Genomic DNA, 23,835 nt, shown 5'->3' with positions numbered 1-23,835 from the left:
CTATCTAGGAATAAATTCTTATTTACTGGGAGAAGATTTCGTTTATCCTCGGTAGTGGATGTGATGAAAAAAAGCAAACCCTATGGGTTTGCTTTTAATACGGCTTTAACTCTCTTACAGCCTCGGCAATATTCTTGGCTGCCAGGTTGTAAACTTCCTTCAAATATTCAGTTTTACCTACCTGGCCAAACTGTTCCCTGACGCCGATCCTTCTCAAAGGTGTAGGACAATGCTCACTTAATACTTCAGCCACTGCACTTCCCAGCCCTCCAATGACATTGTGGTTTTCCGCGGTTACGACTGCCCCCGTTTTTCTTGCCAACTTAATAATTAACTCTTCATCGATCGGCTTTATGGAATACATATCTGCCACCGTTGCCCGTACTCCATGATTGCGGAGGATATCTGCGGCCTTTAAAGCCTCGGCTACCATGATCCCACTGGCGATGATCGTTACATCTCCTCCTTCACGGAGAATCTTTCCTTTTCCTTCTTCAAAAGTCTCGCCGGAATTGTAAATTTTCACGGCTGCTTTCCTCATCGTCCGTATATAATGCACACCGTATTCACTGGAAATTTTACGGAGTAAATAGGACAACATGGTTGAGTCGCTTGCTTCGTATACAACGGCATTCGGGATCAGACGAACGAGTCCCATATCTTCAAATGCCATATGTGTTCCACCATTGTGTTCCGCCGTTACCCCTGAATCAGAGCCCAAAATTTTCAGGTTTAACCGTGCATATCCCCCTGAGACAAACAACTGATCAAAGGCACGTCGGGTTGCAAACTGGGCAAATGTATGGAGAAAAGGAATTTTTCCGGTCAGTGCGAGCCCGGCAGCTACTCCCATCATGTTGGCTTCCATGATGCCGCAGTTGATCAGCTGCCCCGGTATCTGCCCCTGAATTTTATTGGTAGAGATCGAGCTCATGAGGTCAGCTTCCAGTGCAATGATGTTTGGATTTTGTTTTGCCAGCTCAAGCAGAGTGCTGGCATATGCCTGCCTCATTTCAACTTCTTCCACTTCATAAAATGCAGCTGCTGATTCAATCATCCTGTTATCCTCCTTTCCATACTGCGCTCAAGTTCTGCTATCGCTTCGAGTATGGCCGCTTCATCTTTAGCATTAGGACGGATGTGGTGATTGTCTGCTTTTGTTTCAAGGTATGGAACGCCCTGGCCTTTTATCGTGTCTAATATAATGGCAACCGGTTTTTCAATTTGCGACTTTCCAAGCTTAATCGCATCGTAAATTTCAGGAATGGAGCTTCCGTCTACTTTTAAGGTATAGAATCCAAAGGCATTAAACTTTTCAGCAAAATCGATGGGATCGATGATATCCTTTGTTAATCCGTCGAGCTGCTTTTTATTATCATCTACCAAAACAGAAAGATGGTTTAATTTGTGATGCGCCGCAAACTGAAACGCCTCCCAGCACTGCCCCTCGTTTAATTCACCGTCACCCACAATGCAATAGGTGCTATTCGACTTGCCTGACAGTTTATGAGAAAGAGCCACCCCTACCGCTACAGAAATACCCTGGCCAAGTGAACCTGTTGTCATATCGACTCCCGGTGTCAGGTTTCGATCAGGGTGCGAGGGCAGCGATGTCCCATTCTGATTTAGAGTGTACAGCACCTCTTCCGCGAAAAATCCCTTCATTGCTAAGGCCGCATAATATGCCGGGCCTCCGTGGCCTTTTGACAGGATAAAGTAATCCCGTTCCTCCCACTTGGGGTTGGCACGGTCAATCTTCATGACGCCTCCATATAGCACAGCCAGCGTTTCAACAATCGATAAGCTGCCCCCATAATGACCAAAGCCCAGATGGTGGAGTTCCTTTAACGTTTTTAAACGGATCTTATCTCTTAAGAGTTCCATTTCAGTAATCGTTTGACTCATCGAAAACCTCCCATATTAGCACTTCGCTTTAAGCCGAAATCTCTTCCTTTTCTTGCTGCGGTTTTTTTCGTAACCCGAAGAGAACGGCAATCACTAACATGGCTGCCACAAAGACCGTAACACCTGTCGCCCCGAACGAATCAGCCACATTTCCTAAAATAATTCCAGCGCCCCCAAAGTCGCTGTCTGAGAAGGTGGTATTCGCAAATCCAAGATCCCCAAGTACCGGAAGCAGGAAAACAGGAAGAAATGTAATAAGCAAACCGTTAGCAAACGATCCAATGGTCGCACCGCGTATACCTCCGGTAGCATTACCGAATACACCTGCCGTAGCCCCTGTAAAGAAATGAGGGACAACTCCTGGCAATATGATTACGGCACCAGCCCAGCCCAAGATTGCCATGCCTACGATTCCGCCCAAAAAGCTGCAGAAAAAACCTATTAAGACCGCGTTTGGTGCATAAGGAAATACAATTGGACAATCAAGTGCAGGTTTGGAATTTGGCACGAGTTTAGTAGATATTCCTTTAAAAGCAGGTACAATTTCAGCCAATACGAGTCGAACACCGGAAAGGATCACAAACACCCCGGCAGCAAATGTGACCGCCTGAATGACAGCGAAGACAAGGTAATGTGTTCCATTGCTTAATTCCTTCTCAACATAGGAAGGGCCCGCAAACAAGGCAATAACCAAGTAAAGAACCGTCATCGTAAGTGCAATAGTGACTGAACTGTCACGAAGAAAAGCAAGGCCTTTAGGGAAATTGATTTTCTCTGTAGAGCGAGATCCCTTTCCAACTGCTTTTCCTACCAATCCTGACAGGATATAGCCAAGAGAAGAGAAGTGTCCGAATCCTACATTATCGTTTCCTACTATTTTTCGCATAAAAGGCTGGGTCATCGCCGGGAACACTGCCATCGTTAAACCAAGGGCAATGGAACCCACAACAATGAGCCCTATCCCTTTTAACCCTGAAACCACCAATATAATGGCAATCATACAAGCCATGTATAATGTGTGATGTCCTGTGAGAAAGATATATTTTAATTTGGTAAATCTGGCAACGAGAATGTTGGCAATCATTCCAAAAAACATGATTAACGCCGTAGCCGATCCGTACTTTGTCAATGCCATTGCTACAATGGCTTCATTATTGGGCACGACACCATTTACATGAAACGCTTCCTGAAACATTTTTCCGAATGGATCGAGTGCCCCAACGAGGATATTTGCGCCTGCAGCAATAACAAGAAATCCTAAAAAGGACTTTGTTGTTCCTTTGACAACCTCACTCGCTGGTTTTTTCTGAAGAAGCAGACCAATCAAAGAAATCAAAGCAACAAGAACAGCAGGCTGACTTAGAATATCCATCATCAATTTAAGAAATCTTTCACCCATGACCAGTTCCCCCTTCAGGCTCTTTAGAGCATTCCTTTTTTGGTAAACTCTTCTCTTAGTTTCTCTCGAATTCCATCCATATCAATAATGCTGTCAATGACAACGACCTCTCCCAAGTGGGTGGCACTTTCCGCAATATCCCTGGCAGCGATAAATAGATCTGCCATGTCAGGGGTCGCAGAGCTTAAATCAGAATGGCTTACCTCCACACCTGACACCCCCAGCTCGTTAATAATTTCCTGAACATTCATTTCAAGAATAAAACTGCTTCCTAAACCTGAACCGCATATAGCTAAAATTTTCATTTCCAGTCCCTCCTTTTTTTACTGCACCGCTTTGGAATATTCATGAATGAGCTCCATGATTTCATCTATGTTTTTCATAGCTTTTAATCTTTTTACATTGTCTTTATTGCTTAAAAGTTTTGTAAGCTGTGACAGAGCCTGCAAGTGGGTCGTATTATCGATCGCAGCTATACAGAACAATAAGGACACAGGATGCTTCTCATCGTTCAAAAAATAGACTGGCCGCTCAAGTTTAAGAAAACTCATACCTACCTGATTCACTCCCATTTCCGGGCGTGCATGCGGAATAGCAATTTCTTGGCCCAAAATGACATAAGGGCCCATGGTGTGTACATTTTCAATCATGGCATCAATGTAGGAAGACTCTATTACCCCTTTAATAAGAAGCGGCTGGGCTGCCTCCTTTATCGCTTCCTCCCAGTCTGGGAGCTGTTCCGCAAATTGGATGGTATCATTTGTAATTAAGTCACTTAGCACTGGACTGTTCCTCCTGTTTACGTTGGTCCTTTTTTGAAACATAAATTGATTTAAAGCCTCGGTCAAACCTGCTTTATCATGGATCTCCCCAAAACCTTCAACAATAGTAAGGATGTCTTTTGTTGAAACCGGCTCATATTGGATCCCAAATAAAAATTGATAAACATCATTGATAAGCGTACTTTTTTCAACGGGCGTCATGATCGGTTTGACAAGGAAATAGCGTTTTTTTGTCGGAAGCTGTACAGTCGAGAAAATAAGATCAAAATTGGAGCTCTGATCCTTTTTAAATTCCTGCAATGACATCGTACGGTCAATCGTGATCTCTGAAAACAGGGACTCGAGCTGGTGCTTTACCATCAGTGAGGAACTTATTCCACTCGGACAAACCACCCATGCTCTCTTTTTTCTAGCTGCAATGTGCTTCGGTTTTTCGAGCAAAGCTCCAAAATGGATGGTAATAAACCCTGCTTCTTCCTCGGGTATAGAGATATTGAGAAGGATTTCAACGGGCTCAAGCAGTTCCTTTACAATCGTATATAGTTCCCTGTGTTCTTCTCTGATCTGAATAAGCAAAGGATTGTGGATGGGTATTCGGTACTTCATCCGATAGTAAGCGGGTTTCAGATGCTGATAGAGTGTTTCAACGACTGTATTCTTTTCTTCAAATGAGATGCAGGCCTTGGATTCAAAGTCTGTGACCAGCCTTTCACATATTTGCAGCAGCAGATCATAATCATCCTGTACAGCAGATGCATTTCCCAATGAAAGTCCTAATAGCTGAATGACAAGGTAGGCCAATTCTGATTCGACGGTATCCAGCTCTAATAGGTGAACGATTTGTTTGGCTGTTTCTATTAACCTGTCTTGTTTAAGAATCTCAATCTCATCAGGATGAAGACGGACCACCTTTTTTTCCAGAAGCCGGATATAATAGAATTGTAGAAAATGAGCGAACTGGTGCAGGCGTTCTTCCACAAATTGAAGATTGAAATCCCGTTCAAGCGACTGTAGAAGAGTGGTTATTTCATCCACTCTAAGCTCATAACCTGCTTTTGTTATGAGATATTCAATTATTTTTTTACCCGACGGCTTCTGAAAAAGTCTGGTTAAATGATTCATTAACAGGACCCTTTTATCAAGCTCGGTTCCCTTTAAGTGGTATCCCCGTTCCCTTGTGTAATGAATTTTCACAAGGAACGGGCTGATCCTGTCATTCGCCTTTTTCACATCCGCAATTACTGTGTTTTTACTGACCTTCAGGAGAGAGATAAAGTGAGCAGACGAGATATACTCTTTTCTGATAAACAGGAATAAAAAGATGGAATAAAGCCTTTCTTCTTCCGTAAAAATAAAAGACTCTCCCGTTAACTGCTTGCCCGCATAATCAATGACTCGTTCCGGAACCTCAATCCATGTTCTTCGTTTATAAGAGATAGGAGGAAGACTCCGATCCTTCAGCCATTCATTAATTTTTTCAAGATCGTACGTAATCTGCCGCTTGGTCAAATGGGTCTGATCCATAAGCTGCGACATGGTTGGTCTGTTAAGTGCAGAAAGCTGATTCAACAATAAGGCCGGCCGTTCTTCCAGTTGCACGTCATCATCCCTCCTGTATCCATCATATTTTAAAGCGCTTACATTTTGGATACTTATTGACTACAAAAAGTGTTATCTTCAACTTACAAAATTGTGACGAAGTACGGTTATGTCTTATTACCGATCTTTAATTTAGAATTGTACAAGCATTTTAAAGGGCTGTAAAACTGAAGGAATAAAATAAACCTGAATCCTTTAATGGGATTCAGGTTTATTAATTGGTGATAATACTTCTATAGTTTCTCAAATAGTAAGTTAAGGAAAAGGAGAATCATAATAAAAGCCAGAGCACCGTTTCGCTTCATCTTTATAGATCCAATAATCAAGGAGATGTCATGACGATCACGCCCAAACTGTTTCCGAAAACCACCACCCTGATCCCACTCCTTTTCCCATATATACGAACAGAAAAATAAAAAGATTCGTTACTCTATTTCTAATACTAATTCAGCTGATTTTGCCCTCGATACACACGCTATGACCGTTTCTTGTCGTTCCTTCTCCTCTTCTGTCAGAAAAGAATCGCAATGGTCAACCTCCCCCTTTTTAACTTTGATCTCACACGTACCGCAGCGTCCTGCACGGCAAGAATACGGAGCATCGATTCCATGGTCAAGAAGAGCTTCGAGCAAGGTCTGATCTTCAGCTACCTGCACGGTGGATCCATTTTTCAGTCTTACTTGAAAAGCGTTCCGAACGCTTGGTTTTGGCGAGGTAAACCGTTCAACATGAATATTGGAAGATGGATAGCCTAATTTTGCTGCTGCATCAGTGAATTCAGTAATAAAAGAACCCGGTCCGCAAAAGTACACATGGGTTCCGATCGGATGTTGAGCAAGAGAAACTTTATTCATCCTCTCTCCCTCGTCTTCTTGGGAAAAATAGAAGCAGCACTGTTCGGGATAAGTTGTTTTCAGGGAAGAATAAAACGCACAGGATTCCTTTGTCTTGGCAGCATAATGCAGTTCAAAGGAAGCATCCCTTTCTCTTAATTCCTCCATCATCCTTATAAAAGGCGTGATTCCGATTCCCGCCGCATAGAACACATGCCGCTTCGCTTTAAAGCTCAAAGGAAAATGATTTTTCGGGTAACTGATGTGCAGTGTATCCCCTTCTTTTACTTTATGGTGCATATAAGCGGAACCACCTTTTGAATCTTGGTTTAGTGCGACAGCAATCTCATAATGTCCTTTTTTATTTGTATATCCGGTTAAAGAGTAGTGGCGATGAACCTGCCCTTTCTCTGTTTTCATAAAAACAGCGATATGTGAACCTCCGCTATAGGGTGGCAGCGGCTGGCCGTCAAGCGAAGCAAGCTCAAAACGTTTCACACGTGCCGTTTCGTTATGTATAGTATTTACCGTGACAGGCACCCTCTCCGCCAAAAACATTTCCGTTCAACTCCTATTAAAGTTTGGCCACATAGCCTAAGTACGCCTTCCGCAATGATGAATAGTGGTCACTTACCGAAAGCAGTAAGCCGCATTGGGAGCATGTGATTTCTGACGCATCCGATCTAGCCAGCTCAGTCAGTCCATGGCAGCGGCAGCAGAACACCTTGATCATTTGTTCCCCGCGGCCGAGGAATTGCACCTCTTCTTCTGAGAAACCTATGTCTTCGGTGATGTTTTTAAGTCGCTCAATCTCTGGCCACGCTGCTGAAACATACAGATAACACCCCATTTTCTGATGGTCCAGCCAGTTTCGTACCTTTTCCTCATCTTTAATCTCCATCACTTCAAAGGATAAATGTTGTTCCATAATGTTTTGGATGATGGGCTGCACCAAATTTATACCAGATGGATCACCGCAAATGAGGTATTTTCGCTTTCCCGGTACAAACGTCATGTCAGTTTCCCTTTCAGGTAGGATAGAAGCGGTTTTTGATAGAGAGCGATCCCTTTGTATTCCGCAATATGTTCGGGAAGCTCTTTTAAAATATGATAAAACTGCTGCAGCCAGTCTCGATTGGCCGCCAAGTCCTTGATCGCCAACAGATGAGTATGAATCGTGAACAGAATGCCGTTGCTTTGCGGCAGACGAAACAGCTTTTGAACTTCCACCCGAAGATGAACGAGGTCTCCAGCATTTACTTCTGTTACGTTCTTTCGTTCTTTTCCCCATTCATGAAACGTCTCCAATGATGTATCGAGCTTGTTTCCCGCCATTAACGACCAATTCAGCCGCTCCCATGGACTCCCTGCTTCCATCCTCATTAAAAAACGCAGGATGCGCTCATCCAGCTCCTCCTCTTTAAATCCCGGAATTGGATGGTGAATTTCTTTAAATCTCATCCCAAGGTTGAATGCGAGTGACCAGTTGGCCGGAAAACAGAGCTGTCCTGCATCCAAATGAAGATCCCCATCCCTCTCCAGCATAAAAATGAGATCTTCCTGCACATGCCTGCCAATAAAGTCTAAAGGCTGATACGGAATCGTCGTTTCATCACCATAGGTAAAAGTAAATGCCTCCCCTAGCAGTTTGTTTTCGAACGTCCAGTGATCGCCGTTTTTCTGGAGCGCAAACTGACTGGGAAAAAAAGCTGCCAGATGTTCAGTGACCAAATCTACAGCCTCCCACTGTCCCTTTAACGTATGCGGCATCGTTTGAAAACAGCGTTCGGGATAATTGTTGAGCAAATTACGCTTAAGTTGAATCTCTTCTGTATAACGTGGAGTAATTTCTATACTGGATGGCCGGGTCATGGGGACGGAGTTATTGGAATAACGGTATTGCTCGCCCTTAAACGGATAAGGAAAAGAATCCATTTCACGTGTCAGCATACGGACCTCCTTTTTTTACTGAATATTCTTTCTCTTTATTTTATAGAAAAGTAGTGAGGAACTGAAGAGGACGCTTGAAATAAAAAATTGGCGTTCTCTTTGGTTTGAGAAAACACGTATGACGTTTCCGGGCAACTCCCCAACACCAGGAAAAAGACCGTACCACCTCGTGTGGTACAGCCCTTAAATCCGTTATTGTCCTTTAATCTCAAGCAGCTTCTGCCTCAATCCGGTTTCCATCTGAGCCAGCTCGTTTTCAGCCAGACGCCGTTTGTGGCGGCCTTCCTCCTGGATGCGAAGTGTTTCCTCTAATGTTGTCAGAAGGTTTTCCTGCGTTTTCTTGAGCGTTTCAATATCGATCAATCCTCGCTCATTTTCTTTGGCGGTTTCGATCGTGTTCGCTTTTAGCATCTCAGCATTTTTCAGTAGCAGTTCATTCGTCGTTTTCGAAACCTGTTTCTGCGCCTCTACCGCGCTCCGTTGGCGAAGAAGGGTCAGTGCGATCGCCACTTGGTTTTTCCAAAGCGGAATGGCCGTCATGATGGAGGACTGGATCTTTTCCACCAGCGCCTGATTCGTGTTTTGAATCAAACGGATCTGCGGTGCGCTTTGAATCGTGATCTCCCGGCTTAGCTTTAGATCATGAAGGCGCTTGTCCAGTCGGTCGGCAAACTGCACCATATCGTTAACTTCCTGATATTTCATCTGGTCGTTTGTTGCCTCTGCTTCTTTACGGAGCGCAGGGATAATTTTCCCGTTCAGTTCCTCCAGCTTCAGTTCCCCTGCAGCGATATAGACATTCAGCGCCTGAAAATATTCTTTGTTGTGCTCATATAATTTTTCAAGCATAACGATATCGGCGAGCAGCACATTCTTGCTGCTGTCGAGTTTAACACTGATCCGGTCGATCTGAGCGCCTGTCTTTTGATACTTGGAAAGCACCTCTTGAACAGAGCCGGAAATCTTGCCGAACATCCGGCCGATTAAAGACGGTTTGTTCGACTGCAGCTCATCTGGGTTCACATGGCTGAGCTTTTTCATTAAGTCATGGATGATTTCGCCGACCTGCCCGACATCCTGCTTTTTGACCTGATCCAGCATTGTGTTGGAAAAGGAAAGTAATTTGGACTGTGCCGGCGTACCGTATGTAATCATCGCCTGGTGATTCTTCGGATCGATCTGCTCAGCCAGCTGGTAGGCTTTTGCTTTATTTTCTTCAGGCAGAACGTCGATCAGCCTTTTTTGCTTCTCCTGTTCTCCAGCCTTTATCTCCTGCACGTTTTCATTGCCACCGAACGGATCGGAGAGCAAATCAGTCATAATGTCCAATTTATCGTCATGATTATAGAGAGGGGACGTATTATCGCTCATTATAATCTCCTGCTTTCGTTTCTAATTTTGAATCTTTCAAGGTTTTTATTGAATGCTTGGCCACATCCAGCTCGAATTTCAGCTGATTCACATCATCAGAGATCAAGTGGTAAAGGTCCTCTTCAATGTATTCGGTAAGTTCCTTCAACGTCCTTCTTGTTTCAGAAAGAGAATCCTGAAGCTCCCAGCTTTTCTTTGGCTGTCCTGATAAGAACGCGTATTTTTCAGTCAGCTCAACAGCTGAATCCAAATGAGAAAAGTAAAAACGCTCCGCTTGGAAAAAACGTCTTGGCTCCCTTTTGGTCATGCTGTATATTTTTCTTGTGATCTTTGTCAGTTCAATCCTCTGTTTCAAGGTCGGGATGTCCCGGATGGAAAACAGTGTCTTCTGCAGCCTGTATATCTTTGGCTTTGCTTCATTTAAATTTTTCTTGATATATTTAAATTCACTGCGGGTCAGCTTATATTTTCGCAGTATGCGGTAATTCCATAGCATCGCTGTCATCAAATAGCCGATCACCGCTCCCCCGGCCGCAAAGGCACTCGAGAGCAAGAAAGACTGATCAAACGCAAAAAAGGACAGCAGCCAGACGATGACCATCGTATTGATTGCACTGATCACCTTGACAAATACGGACAAAAACCAGTTCATAAGAATCGACTCCTGACATCATGTCTTTTCTATTACTACGAATAGAACAAACTCGGGTTTCATTTTTAGAAAAAATTTACTTTTTCTATATCTCTACCATACATGATTATGTTGAACATCTCTATAGCCCCGTAAACGTAAAAAAACTAAGACTTAAGGCTTAGTTCGCGGTGCCAGGCACCTGAGCTGATTGAATGGGCTAAGCATAACCGAATCACCAGGAGAATCAGCCTAGTGACCAGAGAAGACAATCACCGGGCCATCTCTTTATACAAGAAACTCGGTTTTGAAGCGGAAGGGTTGGTTCGAAACGACACGTACATAAACGGAGTCTATTACTCGACGTTGGTCATGGGATTATTGTTTTAAATACTTTTTATCAGAATATCCAAAATTTATCTCATATGGAAGCAGGCTGATCCATTATAGGGTCAGTCTTTCTTATTCCGTCTCTATTAGACTAGATACCCTGCTGGAAATTGCCGAAACAGCAGATTGGCTTTTCTTGTAAGGTTCATAGGAAAATAGAAGCGTTTATTCAAGATTTCCCCCTATTTTGTCATTTCTTAGCGAAAAAACTAAAGGGTTTATCAAAAATTTTAAGGGGGAATACATGATGTTGAAAAAACTAATGGGATTGTTGATGATGGCAGTCCTCTGTACTGGCTTGTTTTTTCCTGGACACAGCAGCGCCGCTCTAGGCAGTCAAATGCTTTCTACAGGCTCAAGCAACAGTGACGTGAAACAATTGCAGGAATACTTGATGACAAAGGGCGTGTTTCCATATCATACAGCTACTGGCTACTATGGTCCTATAACGAAAGGCGCAGTTGAACGCTTTCAAGAACAGTCTCGTTTGAAGGTTGATGGTATCGCAGGATCAGCGACCATCAGTAAAATTAAAGTATTGCGCAGCGGTGATATGGGAAAACCCGTTATTGAATTACAGCGTTTATTGAAAGCATGGAATACATACGATTCAACGGTTGATGGCATTTACGGTGACAGCACCGTTTCGGCTGTGGCTTCATTTCAAAAAAACCAGGGCATCACAGCTGACGGCATCGCAGGACCTAAGACGTTCTCAAAGCTTCGCCAAAAGAGCCCTTCCTACTCCACACGAAGCTTCACGGTAAACAGCTCTGCCTATACTGCAGATTGTGACGGCTGTTCCGGCAAAACAAGAATGGGCATTGATCTGCAAAAATACAATGACGGCAAAGTAATTGCAGTGGATCCAGAGGTGATTCCGCTTGGTTCAAAAGTAGTGGTTGAAGGCTACGGCACAGCGATTGCTGCAGACACTGGCGGCGGAATCAACGGCAAGATGATCGATGTGTTCATTCCAGACCACGGTGATGCGATCAACTGGGGCCGTAAAGACGTAAAAGTAACAGTTTACGAGAAATAATCGTTTAAATGATAATCCTGGGATATCCGTTTGGATACCCAGGATTATTTTTATGCCTATTTGGCTGTTATGAGATTGGCGCGTATTTCTTAAAATTCTCCCTGAAGTGCACGCAACTCTGCCTGTATCACATAAAAAGGAGGCCAAAAGTGTCCTTGGGCCTCCTTTCACATCCTTTTTTAGCTATTTGTTGTAGATGTATTTGTCCTTTAACCGGTTAAACTCACCTTGCAGCTCCATTTCATCCATCCAGAGGTTGACCCAGTTTTCAAAGACTGAATCGCCTCTAGGGATCAAGTATCCTTTTTGGCTTTTCGTAAAGGTGTTATCAGTAAGGGCAGCGTAAAGCCTTTGATCCCTGCTCGCATAGTACATCGCCTCGGTACTGTCCGTAATCATGACGTCTACTTTTCCCTCTGCGACCATGTGCGGAATCTCTAAATTGTTTTCAACGACTACCACTTTCGCCTGCTTTATGTTGGCGTCCACGAACTTTTGGTTCGTTCCTCCAGGATTTACTCCTATGGTAACGTCCGGCTGATCGATCGCTTTAAGACTTGTATACTTCTCCTTATCCGCCTCACGAATTAACGGTGACTTCCCTTCATTCATATAAGGCCGGGTCAACTGTGCCGTCTTTTGGCGCTCCGTATTGCGGCTGATTCCCCCTGCTGCGATATCAAACTTATCATCGAGCAAATCATTCATGAGTGTCGGCCATGACGTTTTTACAAACTTGACCTTAACTCCAAGGTCCTTCGCCATTAACTCTGCGGCTTCTATATCGTACCCCTCAAACTTCTTCGTGTCTTTGTTGTAAAAGGTAAACGGCTTATAGTCCCCTGTCGTGCCTACCCGGATGACGCCTTTTTTCATGATGCGGTCAAGCCTCGAAGAAACAGTATAATGATGTCGTCCTTTATGAAGCTCAGAACCCGTGGCTTGAGCCAGTTCTTCTGCAGACACATAAGGCTTGCCATTAACCTCCATCGAACTCAGCTGGCTGCCGTTCCATTCCACTTCACCCGCATCTTTTGTGGCCGAGCTAAAACGCATTCCGGCCAAAAAAACACAGGCAAGAAAACTCAAAACGACCAGCCACTTTATGACCAATGACTTTTTCATATGACTTCCTCCATTCTATGAGATACATTCATTATTCATAGAGCAAAGGGACAAGTACATCTTTTTTCAGAAAATTCAACAAAAGGGTGCATTGGTCTGAAGAGTAAAGTCCTATATTAAAAAAGCACAGCCTCTGCTGTGCTTTCAGCTTGTAGACAAAGTCTCATGTCTACAAGCTTTTTTTATTGTATCCTTAGAGAAGATACTGTTTGAGGGGGAAAGAACATGTTATCCAAACATTCTTCAGAAGGACGTCATCAAGTTACAATGGTTGCTCTTGATGATCTCGTTCCACAGGATCATTTAGTCCGCAAAGTCGATCAAGTGATGGATTTTAATTTTGTTTATGATGCGGTTAAAGATACATATTCGCTTGATAATGGCCGTCCAAGCGTAGATCCTGTGGTCTTGGTTAAGATTGCACTTTTACAATATCTCTTTGGGATTCGTTCCATGCGCCAGACCATAAAGGAGATCGAAACCAATGTCGCTTACCGATGGTTTTTAGGTTATGACTTCAGTGAAAAGATTCCGCATTTCTCCACCTTCGGTAAAAACTATGAACGCCGTTTTCAGGATAGTGGTCTCTTTGAACACATCTTTTATCGTATTCTTCGTGAAGCCATGAATTATGGATTGGTAGACCCCTCCGTTATGTTTATTGATTCTACTCATGTCAAAGCGAATGCGAATAAGAAGAAGTTTGATAAAAAGACCGTACGTGTAGAAACCAGAAGTTATCAATCTCAACTTGAGAAAGAGATTCATATCGACCGAGAGAAAAACGGAAAAAAGCCCTTCCCCCCTCAAACGAAGAATGAAACAAAGGAATCCAAGATTAGCACCACGGATCCAGAAAGCGGCTACTATGTAAAAGATGAACGAGAGAAGCTATTTGCTTACTCTTTTCACACCGCCTGTGACGCTAGAGGATTTATTTTAGGAAACCTGGTGACAGGTGCCAATGTCCATGACAGCCGAATGCTTGAGCCTTTAGTCAACCAGTTGATGGAACAAGTAGGTAAACCGAATGCCATTGCCGTAGATGCAGGATACAAAACGCCACCGATCGCTAAATATTTAATGGACCAGGAAATCCGTGCAGTAATGCCGTATACCCGGCCAAGAACGAAAGATGGGTACTTACGAAAACATGAATATGTCTATGACGAGCACCATGATTGTTATCTTTGTCCCCAAGGGGAAATCCTTACCTATCGAACAACAACCCGTGAGGGTTATCGTCAATATGCTTCAAACCCTCAGATCTGTCAAACGTGCCCACTCCTTCAACAGTGTACTCAAAGCCAGGAACACAGGAAAATGATTCATCGGCACCTTTGGGAAGAATACATAGAAGAAGCGGATCACCTTAGACATACGGAGATCCATAAAAAAATATATGCCCAGCGAAAAGAAACCATTGAACGTGTTTTCGCAGATGGGAAAGAAAAGCATGGTATGCGATGGACAAGATTCAGAGGACTGAAAAAAAAGTGTCTGTGCAGGCGATGCTAACTTTCGCTGCCATGAACTTAAAGAAATTAGCCAACTGGACATGGCGAGGGCCATGTCCAGTTTAAGAAATAAATAATTTGCCTGAAAAACAGACAAACCCCTCCACCAATATATAATTGGAGAGGGGTTTGTCGACGTTCTGAAAGCACAGCCTCTGCTGTGCTTTTTCCTGTCATATTCGCTATATAAAGGTCCGGCAGCCAAAATACCCATTTAAAAAAATTTTAAATTCTCTCCGATAGCCGGTTTTCGCGCTTGATCGACCGGTGTAAAGCCGTCTTTTGAGAGCATCACTTCGACTTCGTCACCGATCTGTTCTCGCATCATGTTCAAAACGACTTTATGGGCTGTTGGATTGTACCATTTTTCCATACCGGTCTGTTTATAAATTTCGTAGATGCCAAGGCGTTCGGTGCGCTTGCCGCCGCTTCCGTCCCCAAGCCAAAAATCATCGATCGTTACCCGGTTGGCAATCGGGCGCAGCCTTTGCGGAAATTCCCTCGAACAAGGCAAAAGCGGTGATATACTGGCCTGGGTAGTAATGCCCGCTTCCCTGATCTCCTTTAATGCTTTCATACGCGCCGGAATAGGCGGAGCAGTTGGGGCGAACGCTTTTCTGATATCTTCCTTGTCAGTCTCGATTGTCATCGATACCCTCACTTTATCGCCAAACTTTTTTAATAAGTCGATATCACGCTTCACTAACGGTGAGCGCGTTTGAACATGGAGAAAATCCGGCGGCACGTCCAGCATAACCTCGAGCAAGCTTCGCGTCAGCTTCGTTTCGTGCTCAAGCGGCTGATAAGGGTCAGTGGAAGACGCCATAAAGATCGTTACAGGGCCCTTTTTTCTAGCCTTTAAAAGGTCCTGCCTCAACAGTTCAGCTGCGTTGGTCTTAATATCGACCCAAGTACCCCACTCTTCTTCACGATATAGAGAAATCGGCAGCTGCCTAACATAACAGTAGGAACAAGCGAAGGTACAGCCGGCATACGGATTCAGCGAATGCGAAAAATCATCCAGCTGTCCCACACCTGGAGTCAATATGCTCTTTGAGACGATATCCTTCAGCTGTGCCTTCATGTTGTTTCCCTCCCTCTTCTTTCCTATATTCCGAGCCGCCCTCTCAGCTCTTCGACCTCAATAGCCGTTAATTTACGCCATTCGCCTCTAAGCAGTTCACCAAGCTCGATGTTCATAACCCGGATTCGCTCGAGCTTCGTAACCGTATAGCCAAAAGCCCGGCACATTCTGCGTATCTGGCGGTTCAATCCCTGTGTGAGAATGATTCTGAACTCATCCTCGCTTATTCTTTCTATAAAACAAGGCTTCGTGACGGCTTCTGGAATTTGAACGCCGCGTGCCATATGAGCGACAAACTCATCGCTAAAAGCCTTGTTAAGTGTTACTAAGTATTCCTTTTCATGGCCATGATCAGAATGAGAGATGGCATTGGCCAATTCTCCGTCATTCGTGAGCAGGATCAGTCCCTCGGTAGCTTTATCCAAACGGCCAACCGGAAAAATACGATCAGGATAACTCACCCATTCTATGATGTTTCCTTTAATATGCGGAGCGGCCGTACATGTGATGCCAGCCGGCTTATTTAATGCAATGTATACCGAGTTTACCTTATTTTCGATCGGTTTCCCATCAATAAGTACTTGATCGTCCGGATCCACCAGCTGGCCAATTTCGCATCTCACGCCATTGACGGTAATCCTTCCCGCTTTAAGAAGCCTGTCCGTTTCCCTTCTTGAAATGGCGCCGGTTTGACTGATGTATTTGTTGATTCGCATCATTTTCCTCTTTCATTTTTTATGAAGGCCATACGGAGTCCAGCAGGCTTCATCCTCCCTGCTGTAATAAGTTCCTCCGCTTTTTCCTTGCCTTTGACCATATGCTTCTCGGCCCTCTCGGGGTAAATCGCTGCAGCCATGTTTGATCATCATACTTTTCCTGCTGGCTGTCAATCCACCCGTAGCACAATCCGCTTTCAAGTGCTTCAGCATAGCTTGGATTCCAATGCTTGCTGATTTTCAAACCACACGGCCGGCAGCTCTTCTTTTGCCATCCAACCGCCTCCATTCTCTTATTCGTTGATGGATGATTACACCGACGAAAAAAGAAATCCTCCCGTTCCTTCGAGAGAATTTCTTTGCAATTATGAAGCCGCCTGTACTTCTAAGCGTTCTTCTTTTTTCTGTGAAGACTGCACCAGCTGAATGGTACAAATAATAAAGTACACGAATGATACGAGCAGCACATATGTCCATGTCAGAGAAACAGCCTGCGTTTTCCAAACTCCTGCTAATGAAAGCAGAGCAGGGAACGTAAGCGTCACCCATGACTGTACGAATGCCACCTTCCCGATATACACATCAATCCTTTTATTTAATGCGCCAGACAGGAAGAACAGGAACCATAAATAAGCCCATGCCGCCCATGTCAAGCTGCCGACTGTATCATGAAACTTCAGAAAGGACACGACTGCATACAGTACTGCAATGATCGAAACCCACAGTGAATAGTAGCCGAGCCCGCTGCCGTGAAGGCCATTTACGTTCGTTACTCCAACAAATAAATACGTCAGCCCGAACAAAAAAATAGAAGCCAGGTTAAAAATCGTCCAGTGCTGCTGATCCGAGATTACGATCAGGTAAAACGGAATGACCACCTGAAGCACTCCGACAAACAAGTTAAAATATCCGACACTCCTGCCATCTGCTTTGCCGAAAAGCATGATGCTGTTTAAGAATAGGGCCGCTCCTGAAAGAAATAAACCGACGTCACCCATAACGTTTGCTGTGAGAATAAAACCTCACAGGCAAATTCACCTCACTTTTATTCGTAAAAAAGAAAAAGCAAATCCCCTCCGCTGCGGCAGAAAGGGATATGCCCTCTTTATGTTCGTTTTGAATTACAGGATGAAGCTTACGATGATTGCTGAAAGTACGCTGACAAGTGTCGCACCGTAAAGAAGCTTCAATCCGAATCGTGCAACCACGTTTCCTTGTTTCTCGCTCAATCCCTTCACCGCTCCGGCAATGATACCGATGGATGAGAAGTTTGCAAAGGACACAAGGAAAACTGAGATGATCCCCAGCGTACGCGGGCTCATTGCTTCCTTCACCTTGCCAAGCTGAATCATGGCTACGAATTCATTTGTTACTAGCTTTGTGGCCATAATTCCGCCAGCAGATACCGCTTCAGCCCAAGGAACACCCATGATGAATGCTACCGGTGCAAAGATATAGCCGAGCACATGCTGGAAGGTTACGCCGAATATCAAGTCGAACACACTGTCGATCGCAGCCATCAATGCTACGAATCCAATGAGCATCGCACCAACAATGATCGCAACTTTAAATCCGTCCATAATATATTCGCCGAGCATCTCGAAGAATGACTGTTTCTCTTCTTCTTGAACTTCAAGAATATCTTCGTTGTCATCCACTTTATAAGGGTTGATGATGGATGCGATAATGAAACCGCCGAACAGGTTAAGAACGAGTGCAGTTACCACATATTTTGGTTCGATCATCGTCATGTAAGCACCGACGATGGACATGGAAACCGTTGACATCGCAGAAGCACACAATGTATACAAGCGGTGCTCCGGTATGCGTCCCAGCTGTTTTTTAACCGTGATAAATACTTCTGATTGTCCTACCATAGCAGAAGCAATCGCATTATAAGACTCCAGTTTGCCCATGCCGTTTACTTTGCTGAGCAGGAATCCAATTCCTTTCATGATGAGCGGAAGAACTTTAATATATTGGAAAATACCGATCAATACAGAGATAAAGACGATCGGAAGCAGAACATTCAAGAAGAACGGCATTTGTCCGTCATTCGCAATTCCGCCAAACACAAAGTTAACACCTGCAGCCGCATATTCAAGCAGCTTTTCGAATACACCTGCAAACCCTTTAATGACCACCAATCCAAACTTGGTGTTTAAAAGAATATAAGCCAATACAAGCTGTAAGACGATCATAAAGGCGATCGGCTTATAATTTACTTGTTTACGGTTATTGCTTGCAAGAAGTGCTAATCCAAGCACAACAACAAGTCCTAAAATCGCAATGATATATGTCATAATAATTTCTCCTAGTTGTTATTTCACATCGTTGTGTGAGAACTTAATTAGACTAAATCCTTTGAAGAAAAGAATCCAGGCAGCAGTTCACTGATGGTTGTTTCTTTGATGTCGCCTTTTAAGTTGGCCAAAATAATTTTGGTATCTGTGCTGCAAAATTCCGCAATCACTTGACGGCATGCGCCGCACGGAAAGATCGGACCTGCTGTGTCACCGACGACCGCGATTGCTTTGATGGTGTGCTCGCCCTCTGAAACCGCTTTAAAAATAGCGGTTCTTTCGGCACAGTTCGTCATGCCAAAAGAAGCGTTTTCAATATTACAGCCGAGAAACAATGAATCGTTCTCGGTCAGCAATGCTGCACCAACTTGGAATTTGGAATAAGGAACATATGCCTTTTGACGGGCTTCGATTGCTTTTTCAACCAATCTTTTTGTTTCCATGTTTCAGATCTCCATTCAAGTCGTTTTTTTGTAAGCTTTGTTGGTCTTACTAGTGGTTGATTTCCGTTCTAGGATGCTCGCTTTCCGCGGGGCGTGCGGTAAGCCCCAGGCGCAAGCGCCTACATGGTCTTACCTGTCACGCTACCCCCGCAGGAGTCTCGCACCTTGCACTTCAATCAACTTGCAATGAAGCACTTTAAATATTAGTAAGAGCTATTAGACGTCTGACCTTTTGCGATAGCAACACCCGAGCTAGCGCCGATACGAGTGGCACCTGCTTTTACAACGTTCTCTGCATCTTCAAGGCTGCGTACACCGCCGGACGCTTTAACACCTACGTCAGGTCCGACTGTTTTTCTCATTAGTGCTACATCTTCAGGAGTGGCTCCGCCTGTTGAAAATCCTGTGGAAGTTTTAACATAATCCGCACCCGCTTTGACAGACAGCTCACACGCGATCACTTTTTCTTCGTCAGTAAGCAAAGAGGTTTCGATGATTACTTTTGTAAGTGCTTTTCCTTTTGCTGCTTCAACAACCGCCTTGATGTCGTTTTCTACAACATCAAATTGCTTGCTTTTTAGTGCCCCGATGTTGATGACCATGTCTACTTCGTCTGCTCCGTTGTCGATTGCAACCTTCGTTTCGAAAGCTTTCACTTCTGAAGTCGATGCTCCAAGAGGAAATCCGATGACCGTACAAACTTTAACCTCTGGTGTATCCTTCAAGATGTCAGCAGCTGCCTTCACCCAAGTTGGATTCACGCATACAGAAGCAAACTTGTGCTCTTTTGCTTCCTCAGCAAGTACTTGAATTTGTTCCAGGGTTGCATCCGCTTTTAATAATGTATGGTCGATCATTTGAACCAATTTAATATTTGACATACAGGTCGTTCCTTTCTAGTGAAAAAGTAATAAAACGCTTTCAGTCATACGTTTGTTTTCCGCTTGCATGAACACTATACCAAGCTACTGAACAATTGTAAATAATTAAATGAACAAATGTAAAAGTATTTTTTCCATCAAAAAAGCCCCTGGATGGGGACTTTTAACTTTCTACTCTTCTTTATCCAACAAAAACCGTGCCGTAAACTGGTCGGTCACAAGCACATTCGCGTATCCGCCTTTTAGCGCCCCATAAATGCCATCGATCTTTAGCTGCCCTCCTGCTGCCAGGATGGAATGCTCCTTTTTCTTCAGATCATTTAGATCGATTCCAAGCGTTCTTTCATTAAGGCTCGCATTTAGAATTTGCCCTTCTTCATCAATAAAACGGGAACAGATATCGCCTGCAGCTTTTGCATGGATATGCTTCAGGTCTTCCTCGGAAAAATATCCGAGCTGGAATAACAGGGATTCCGATTTTACAGGACCTATCGTAAAAAGTGCGATATTCGCGTTTTTTCCCATGTCCAGTATACGTTTAATATGGCGGTCGGCTTCCATCGCCTGCTTAACGACAATGTGATCAACTATCGCCGGAAGCGGAAGGTGAATCGGTACCGTATTGAATGCTTTCCCGAATAAATCCAGGATTTCCGAATGGTACGTGTTGGTTTCGGAATGGCTGATGCCGCCTTTCAGCTGGACAACCTTAACGTCCTTTACAAGCTTTTGCTTCAGCTGGCACGCCACATTATATAAAGTGGTTCCCCATGTAACCCCGATCATATCTCCATCCTTAACAATTTCATATAGGTACTCCGCAGCTTTCTCGCCGAGGCCCTTTTTTATGCAATTGCTTTCATATTGTGGAATGGACGCAACGAGCGCTTTTTTTAAATGGAATTTTTCTTCAAGCTGACTCGCCAGCTGCTCGATGCCATTCGTGGGGTCCATAATCTTGATTTGAACGATCCCTTCGCTTTTGGCCTGCTGCAGCAGCCTTGAAACGGTCGGCCTCGATATGCCTAATTCAGCCGCTATTTGGTTTTGATTGTAATCCAGCAAATAATAAAGCTTTGCCGCTTCAATGACCTTCTTTAATCTATCTTGTTCCAAAGGGTCCACCGCCGTTTCATCATATTCCTCCCTTTTATATTACCAAAATTTCACCGCGCATGAACATATGCAAAATAAAAATCCTGTTTTTTTCTAAATATTGGTTGACTTCTGCCGATATACCGCATATCTTAAAAATGAATGAATCGTTCATTCATAAAATTTGAAAGGAGTTTTTATATGACTGTTTACCTTTCCTCCAAAACGATCAGTGTTTCGATCAAGTGCCCGGCACATGAGGTTTATGAGTTTACCTACAACATGGAGAACTTTCCCCAATGGGTCTCTTTCTGCCAGTCCATCCAAAAGTGTGAGGACAGTGATGCCTCGATGATGGAAACCCCTTACTGCACCTCTGAGGTAAGAGTGGCTGAAAAAAATACTCTCGGCGTTCTTGATCATCATTCCATCCCTGCGCCTGGTGTTGAAATTTGTGATGCGATGCGGGTAATCCCAAACGGTGATGGCTGTGAAGTACTCTTAACCGGTTTTCAGATGCCGGGCATGCCGGATGAGAAGTTCTCCCAAGTTGTCGCTGCCGGTCAACAGGATTTAAACAACCTAAAAACTATTTTAGAAGGGCGGAACTGAGTAATGGCGTTAAGATGGGATTCTGCAATGGTTATCGGCGGAGGTATCGCTGGTTTACTGGCCGCACGTGTACTGTCTGATTTTTACGGTAAAGTGATTATCGTTGAAAAAGATGCTCTTTCACAGAAACCCGAGCTCCGGCCAGGCACTCCGCAAGCCTTTCATCCACACCGGATCACAGGCCGCGGTAAAGCTGTGATCGACCGCTTTTTTCCGGATTATGAAAAGGATTTAGTCCCTCATGGAGCGCCTTCCTCCCTAAATAAAACCATTTATCAGCAGAATCAATACGGCACAATGGTCGGCCAATATCCGCGGAATGACATTAAGTTCAGCAGGCCTGTCCTTGAGTTTGTGATCCGTCAGCGAGTAAGGAAAATTCCTAATGTACAGTTTCTGCAGAAGCATGATGTTGTTCACTTGTTATCCTCGTCAGACCGTCAAACCATAACTGGCATTCTTGGAAGAGACCGCGTATCGAATGAGGAAAGGGAGATCAGCGCTGATCTAGTGGTGGATACGAGCGGGCGCTCCTCCAAGCTTCCACAATGGCTGAAGGAGCTTGGATACGGGGTTCCTGCTCCTGATCGGATGACAGCGGCCATCGGATACAGCACCCGGAGATATAAGATTCCATCGCATTCACTTCATCTCGCAGAAAAGTGGGATGCGATTGTGATCGCCGGCCATCCGTCTGCAGGAACATACCATGGCGTGTTTTCATTTATCGAAAACAATGTGGCAGAAACATTGCTTTATCGTCCTGACGGAATCCATCCCCCAGCCGAACCTGAGGCTTACGCAAAAGAAATCGCACGGCTTCCGAGTCCCCTCATCTCTGAGATCGTCAGTGAACTTGAACCGCTGGCCAACCCCAGGAGCTACCGTGTTCCGGCACTGTTCCGCCAGCATTTCGAACAGATGGCACGTTGGCCTGAGGGACTAATCGTTATAGGTGATGCCTTCTGTAACTTTGATCCTATTTTCGGCCAGGGCATGACCGTCTCCGCAATGGAAGCTGAAGTCCTCCATTCAATGCTCCGTGAACAGCGAACAGATCCCAAACCTCATTTCGAACAGAACGTTCTTCAAAAAATCCAGGATGTAATTACCCCTGCCTGGTGGCTCAATTGCATCGCGGATCTGCAATGGAAAGGGGTAGAGTATGAAGGTTCGCAGCCGCTAAAAGGAATGGAGTGCGGAAAAAAATTCATGGATCTCTATCTCAAACGCGCTACAGAAGAGCAGGATTGGAAGCTTTATGGGACCTATTGGGCCGTCAATACCTTGTCCGTTTCTCCGCAATGCATCCTTAATCCCCAAACCGTGACAGATGTTTTATCAGCGTGCCCAAAAGGACGCTTATGGCTGGATGAACTTCTCGCAGAACACAAAAAGCCACTGGAGGAACTCCTGGATGACATCCTTCCGACCTTCCATGGAGAAGTTTTTCAGCCGATCAGCTGCATTCATTAGAGCTTAGAGATTGAAATTGGTATACTTTTGGTAAGAAGAGAACGTGGGAGTGAAACTATTTTGCCACCATTAAACGAAGAACAGCTCCGTCAGATTCGTGATGAGCGAAGAGAACAGATACTGGCGGCCGCCCTAAAGGTGTTCGCGCGGCGGGGAATCATCGGGACAAAAATGAGCATGATCAGCGGGGAGGCCGGTATCAGCCAGGGCCTCATGTACCGTTACTTCAAGTCAAAGGATGAACTCTTCACAACGCTTGTCGAGCAGGCCATCCAAGAATCGGTGTCAGGCACCGAGCAGGTACATCATATGAAAGGCTCCCCTCTTGAGAAATTAACGAGGCTAACCGAAGAGATTCTCGACGAAGAAGGCCAGCTTTATTTTATGCTCATGCATCAGGCAAGAACCTCTGAAGAAGTGCCCGAGGAGGCTGAGCAGCTCCTTCAGGGCGCGACGATGGAGATGTATGTTGAGCTGCTGAAACCGCTGTTTGAAGAAGGCCAGAAAATCGGAGAATTGGCAGAAGGCGACATCGGCGAGTTGATCTCCTGTTATTTCACTGTCATTTCAGGATTGATGACGTTAAACATCCCTGGATCAGCTGGCTATGAGATGCCAAGGGTCGAGCTGCTGATGAGGATGTTTACAAAATCTTAAAGCCGGTTAGGGCAATGGGAGTTG

Annotated in this window: 24 protein-coding genes and 1 pseudogene; 6 read left to right on the top strand and 19 right to left on the bottom strand. The window is 44.5% G+C overall.

Features of this window, described 5'->3' with window-relative positions:
- Positions 1-94: 94 nt before the first annotated feature.
- The 10 genes from QYF49_RS19050 to QYF49_RS19005 form a co-directional block, all read right to left on the bottom strand.
- Positions 95-1,057 (bottom strand): transketolase family protein, encoded by a 963-nt coding sequence (locus tag QYF49_RS19050; RefSeq protein ID WP_290401183.1) that lies wholly within the window; start codon positions 1,055-1,057, stop codon positions 95-97.
- The gene (locus tag QYF49_RS19045; protein ID WP_290401182.1) at positions 1,054-1,905 is read right to left on the bottom strand and encodes a transketolase; all 852 of its coding nucleotides are present in this window, start codon (positions 1,903-1,905) and stop codon (positions 1,054-1,056) included. Before QYF49_RS19045 ends, QYF49_RS19050 begins: the two co-directional genes overlap by 4 nt.
- A gap of 28 nt (positions 1,906-1,933) precedes the next feature.
- Positions 1,934-3,304, bottom strand: a complete 1,371-nt coding sequence (ulaA, locus tag QYF49_RS19040; protein ID WP_290401181.1) for a PTS ascorbate transporter subunit IIC — start codon at positions 3,302-3,304, stop codon at positions 1,934-1,936.
- Positions 3,305-3,327: 23 nt separating this feature from the next.
- Positions 3,328-3,609 carry a PTS sugar transporter subunit IIB gene (locus QYF49_RS19035; protein ID WP_290401180.1) on the bottom strand — a complete coding sequence of 94 codons (282 nt, stop codon included), beginning with the start codon at positions 3,607-3,609 and terminating at the stop codon, positions 3,328-3,330.
- A gap of 18 nt (positions 3,610-3,627) precedes the next feature.
- Positions 3,628-5,685 carry a BglG family transcription antiterminator gene (locus QYF49_RS19030; RefSeq protein WP_290401179.1) on the bottom strand — a complete coding sequence of 686 codons (2,058 nt, stop codon included), beginning with the start codon at positions 5,683-5,685 and terminating at the stop codon, positions 3,628-3,630.
- Positions 5,686-6,110: 425 nt separating this feature from the next.
- On the bottom strand, positions 6,111-7,076 hold the full coding sequence (locus tag QYF49_RS19025; RefSeq protein WP_290401178.1) for a PDR/VanB family oxidoreductase: 966 nt from the start codon (positions 7,074-7,076) through the stop codon (positions 6,111-6,113).
- A 16-nt stretch (positions 7,077-7,092) separates the two neighbouring features.
- Positions 7,093-7,533, bottom strand: a complete 441-nt coding sequence (locus tag QYF49_RS19020; protein WP_290401177.1) for a dimethylamine monooxygenase subunit DmmA family protein — start codon at positions 7,531-7,533, stop codon at positions 7,093-7,095.
- The gene (locus QYF49_RS19015; protein ID WP_290401176.1) at positions 7,530-8,468 is read right to left on the bottom strand and encodes a heme-dependent oxidative N-demethylase family protein; all 939 of its coding nucleotides are present in this window, start codon (positions 8,466-8,468) and stop codon (positions 7,530-7,532) included. Before QYF49_RS19015 ends, QYF49_RS19020 begins: the two co-directional genes overlap by 4 nt.
- Positions 8,469-8,660: 192 nt before the next feature.
- Positions 8,661-9,839 carry a toxic anion resistance protein gene (locus QYF49_RS19010; protein ID WP_290401175.1) on the bottom strand — a complete coding sequence of 393 codons (1,179 nt, stop codon included), beginning with the start codon at positions 9,837-9,839 and terminating at the stop codon, positions 8,661-8,663.
- The gene (locus QYF49_RS19005) at positions 9,829-10,491 is read right to left on the bottom strand and encodes a 5-bromo-4-chloroindolyl phosphate hydrolysis family protein (RefSeq protein ID WP_290401174.1); all 663 of its coding nucleotides are present in this window, start codon (positions 10,489-10,491) and stop codon (positions 9,829-9,831) included. The genes QYF49_RS19010 and QYF49_RS19005 overlap by 11 nt, the downstream gene beginning before the upstream one ends.
- Positions 10,492-10,677: 186 nt before the next feature.
- Between QYF49_RS19005 and QYF49_RS19000 the strand changes: the two genes are divergently transcribed.
- Positions 10,678-10,860 carry a GNAT family N-acetyltransferase gene (locus tag QYF49_RS19000; protein WP_354005855.1) on the top strand — a complete coding sequence of 61 codons (183 nt, stop codon included), beginning with the start codon at positions 10,678-10,680 and terminating at the stop codon, positions 10,858-10,860.
- A gap of 244 nt (positions 10,861-11,104) precedes the next feature.
- Positions 11,105-11,902 (top strand): peptidoglycan-binding protein, encoded by a 798-nt coding sequence (locus tag QYF49_RS18995; protein ID WP_290401173.1) that lies wholly within the window; start codon positions 11,105-11,107, stop codon positions 11,900-11,902.
- Positions 11,903-12,085: 183 nt separating this feature from the next.
- Here QYF49_RS18995 and QYF49_RS18990 read toward each other — a convergent pair whose 3' ends face one another.
- A complete protein-coding gene (locus QYF49_RS18990) occupies positions 12,086-13,027 on the bottom strand; it encodes a transporter substrate-binding domain-containing protein (protein WP_290401172.1) in 942 nt (313 codons plus the stop codon).
- A 225-nt stretch (positions 13,028-13,252) separates the two neighbouring features.
- On the opposite strand from QYF49_RS18990, the pseudogene QYF49_RS18985 reads away from it, so the two are divergent.
- A pseudogene (locus QYF49_RS18985) lies at positions 13,253-14,610 on the top strand (IS1182 family transposase).
- A gap of 148 nt (positions 14,611-14,758) precedes the next feature.
- On the opposite strand, the gene QYF49_RS18980 reads toward QYF49_RS18985, so the two are convergent.
- From QYF49_RS18980 to deoR, 8 genes are all read right to left on the bottom strand, one after another.
- Positions 14,759-15,628 carry an SPL family radical SAM protein gene (locus QYF49_RS18980; protein ID WP_290401171.1) on the bottom strand — a complete coding sequence of 290 codons (870 nt, stop codon included), beginning with the start codon at positions 15,626-15,628 and terminating at the stop codon, positions 14,759-14,761.
- A 23-nt stretch (positions 15,629-15,651) separates the two neighbouring features.
- Positions 15,652-16,344: a pseudouridine synthase gene (locus tag QYF49_RS18975; RefSeq protein WP_290401369.1), complete on the bottom strand. Its 693-nt coding sequence runs from the start codon at positions 16,342-16,344 to the stop codon at positions 15,652-15,654.
- Between the two features lie 49 nt (positions 16,345-16,393).
- The gene (locus QYF49_RS18970) at positions 16,394-16,633 is read right to left on the bottom strand and encodes a YdeI/OmpD-associated family protein (protein ID WP_290401170.1); all 240 of its coding nucleotides are present in this window, start codon (positions 16,631-16,633) and stop codon (positions 16,394-16,396) included.
- Positions 16,634-16,709: 76 nt separating this feature from the next.
- Positions 16,710-17,342 (bottom strand): AmiS/UreI family transporter, encoded by a 633-nt coding sequence (locus QYF49_RS18965; protein ID WP_290401169.1) that lies wholly within the window; start codon positions 17,340-17,342, stop codon positions 16,710-16,712.
- Positions 17,343-17,465: 123 nt separating this feature from the next.
- Entirely contained in the window at positions 17,466-18,647 is a 1,182-nt protein-coding gene (locus tag QYF49_RS18960) for a NupC/NupG family nucleoside CNT transporter (RefSeq protein ID WP_290401168.1), read from the bottom strand.
- A gap of 47 nt (positions 18,648-18,694) precedes the next feature.
- A complete protein-coding gene (locus QYF49_RS18955; protein WP_290401167.1) occupies positions 18,695-19,090 on the bottom strand; it encodes a cytidine deaminase in 396 nt (131 codons plus the stop codon).
- A gap of 203 nt (positions 19,091-19,293) precedes the next feature.
- Complete coding sequence (gene deoC / locus QYF49_RS18950; RefSeq protein WP_290401166.1) at positions 19,294-19,971, bottom strand: deoxyribose-phosphate aldolase; 678 nt, start codon at positions 19,969-19,971, stop codon at positions 19,294-19,296.
- Between the two features lie 171 nt (positions 19,972-20,142).
- Entirely contained in the window at positions 20,143-21,087 is a 945-nt protein-coding gene (deoR, locus tag QYF49_RS18945) for a DNA-binding transcriptional repressor DeoR (protein ID WP_290401165.1), read from the bottom strand.
- 180 nt (positions 21,088-21,267) lie between these two features.
- Here deoR and QYF49_RS18940 point away from each other — a divergent pair, with 180 nt between their 5' ends.
- The 3 genes from QYF49_RS18940 to QYF49_RS18930 are packed head-to-tail and all read left to right on the top strand — an operon-like array spanning position 21,268 to position 23,811.
- On the top strand, positions 21,268-21,678 hold the full coding sequence (locus QYF49_RS18940; protein WP_290401164.1) for an SRPBCC family protein: 411 nt from the start codon (positions 21,268-21,270) through the stop codon (positions 21,676-21,678).
- 3 nt (positions 21,679-21,681) lie between these two features.
- Complete coding sequence (locus QYF49_RS18935; RefSeq protein ID WP_290401163.1) at positions 21,682-23,154, top strand: FAD-dependent oxidoreductase; 1,473 nt, start codon at positions 21,682-21,684, stop codon at positions 23,152-23,154.
- Between the two features lie 60 nt (positions 23,155-23,214).
- Positions 23,215-23,811, top strand: coding sequence for a TetR/AcrR family transcriptional regulator (locus QYF49_RS18930; protein ID WP_290401162.1), 597 nt, complete (start codon positions 23,215-23,217; stop codon positions 23,809-23,811).
- Positions 23,812-23,835: the final 24 nt, after the last annotated feature.

It is taken from the genome of Fictibacillus terranigra (assembly GCF_030412265.1).
Lineage (GTDB): Bacteria > Bacillota > Bacilli > Bacillales > Fictibacillaceae > Fictibacillus_C > Fictibacillus_C terrinigri.
This window is presented reverse-complemented; position numbering and strand designations above follow the sequence as displayed.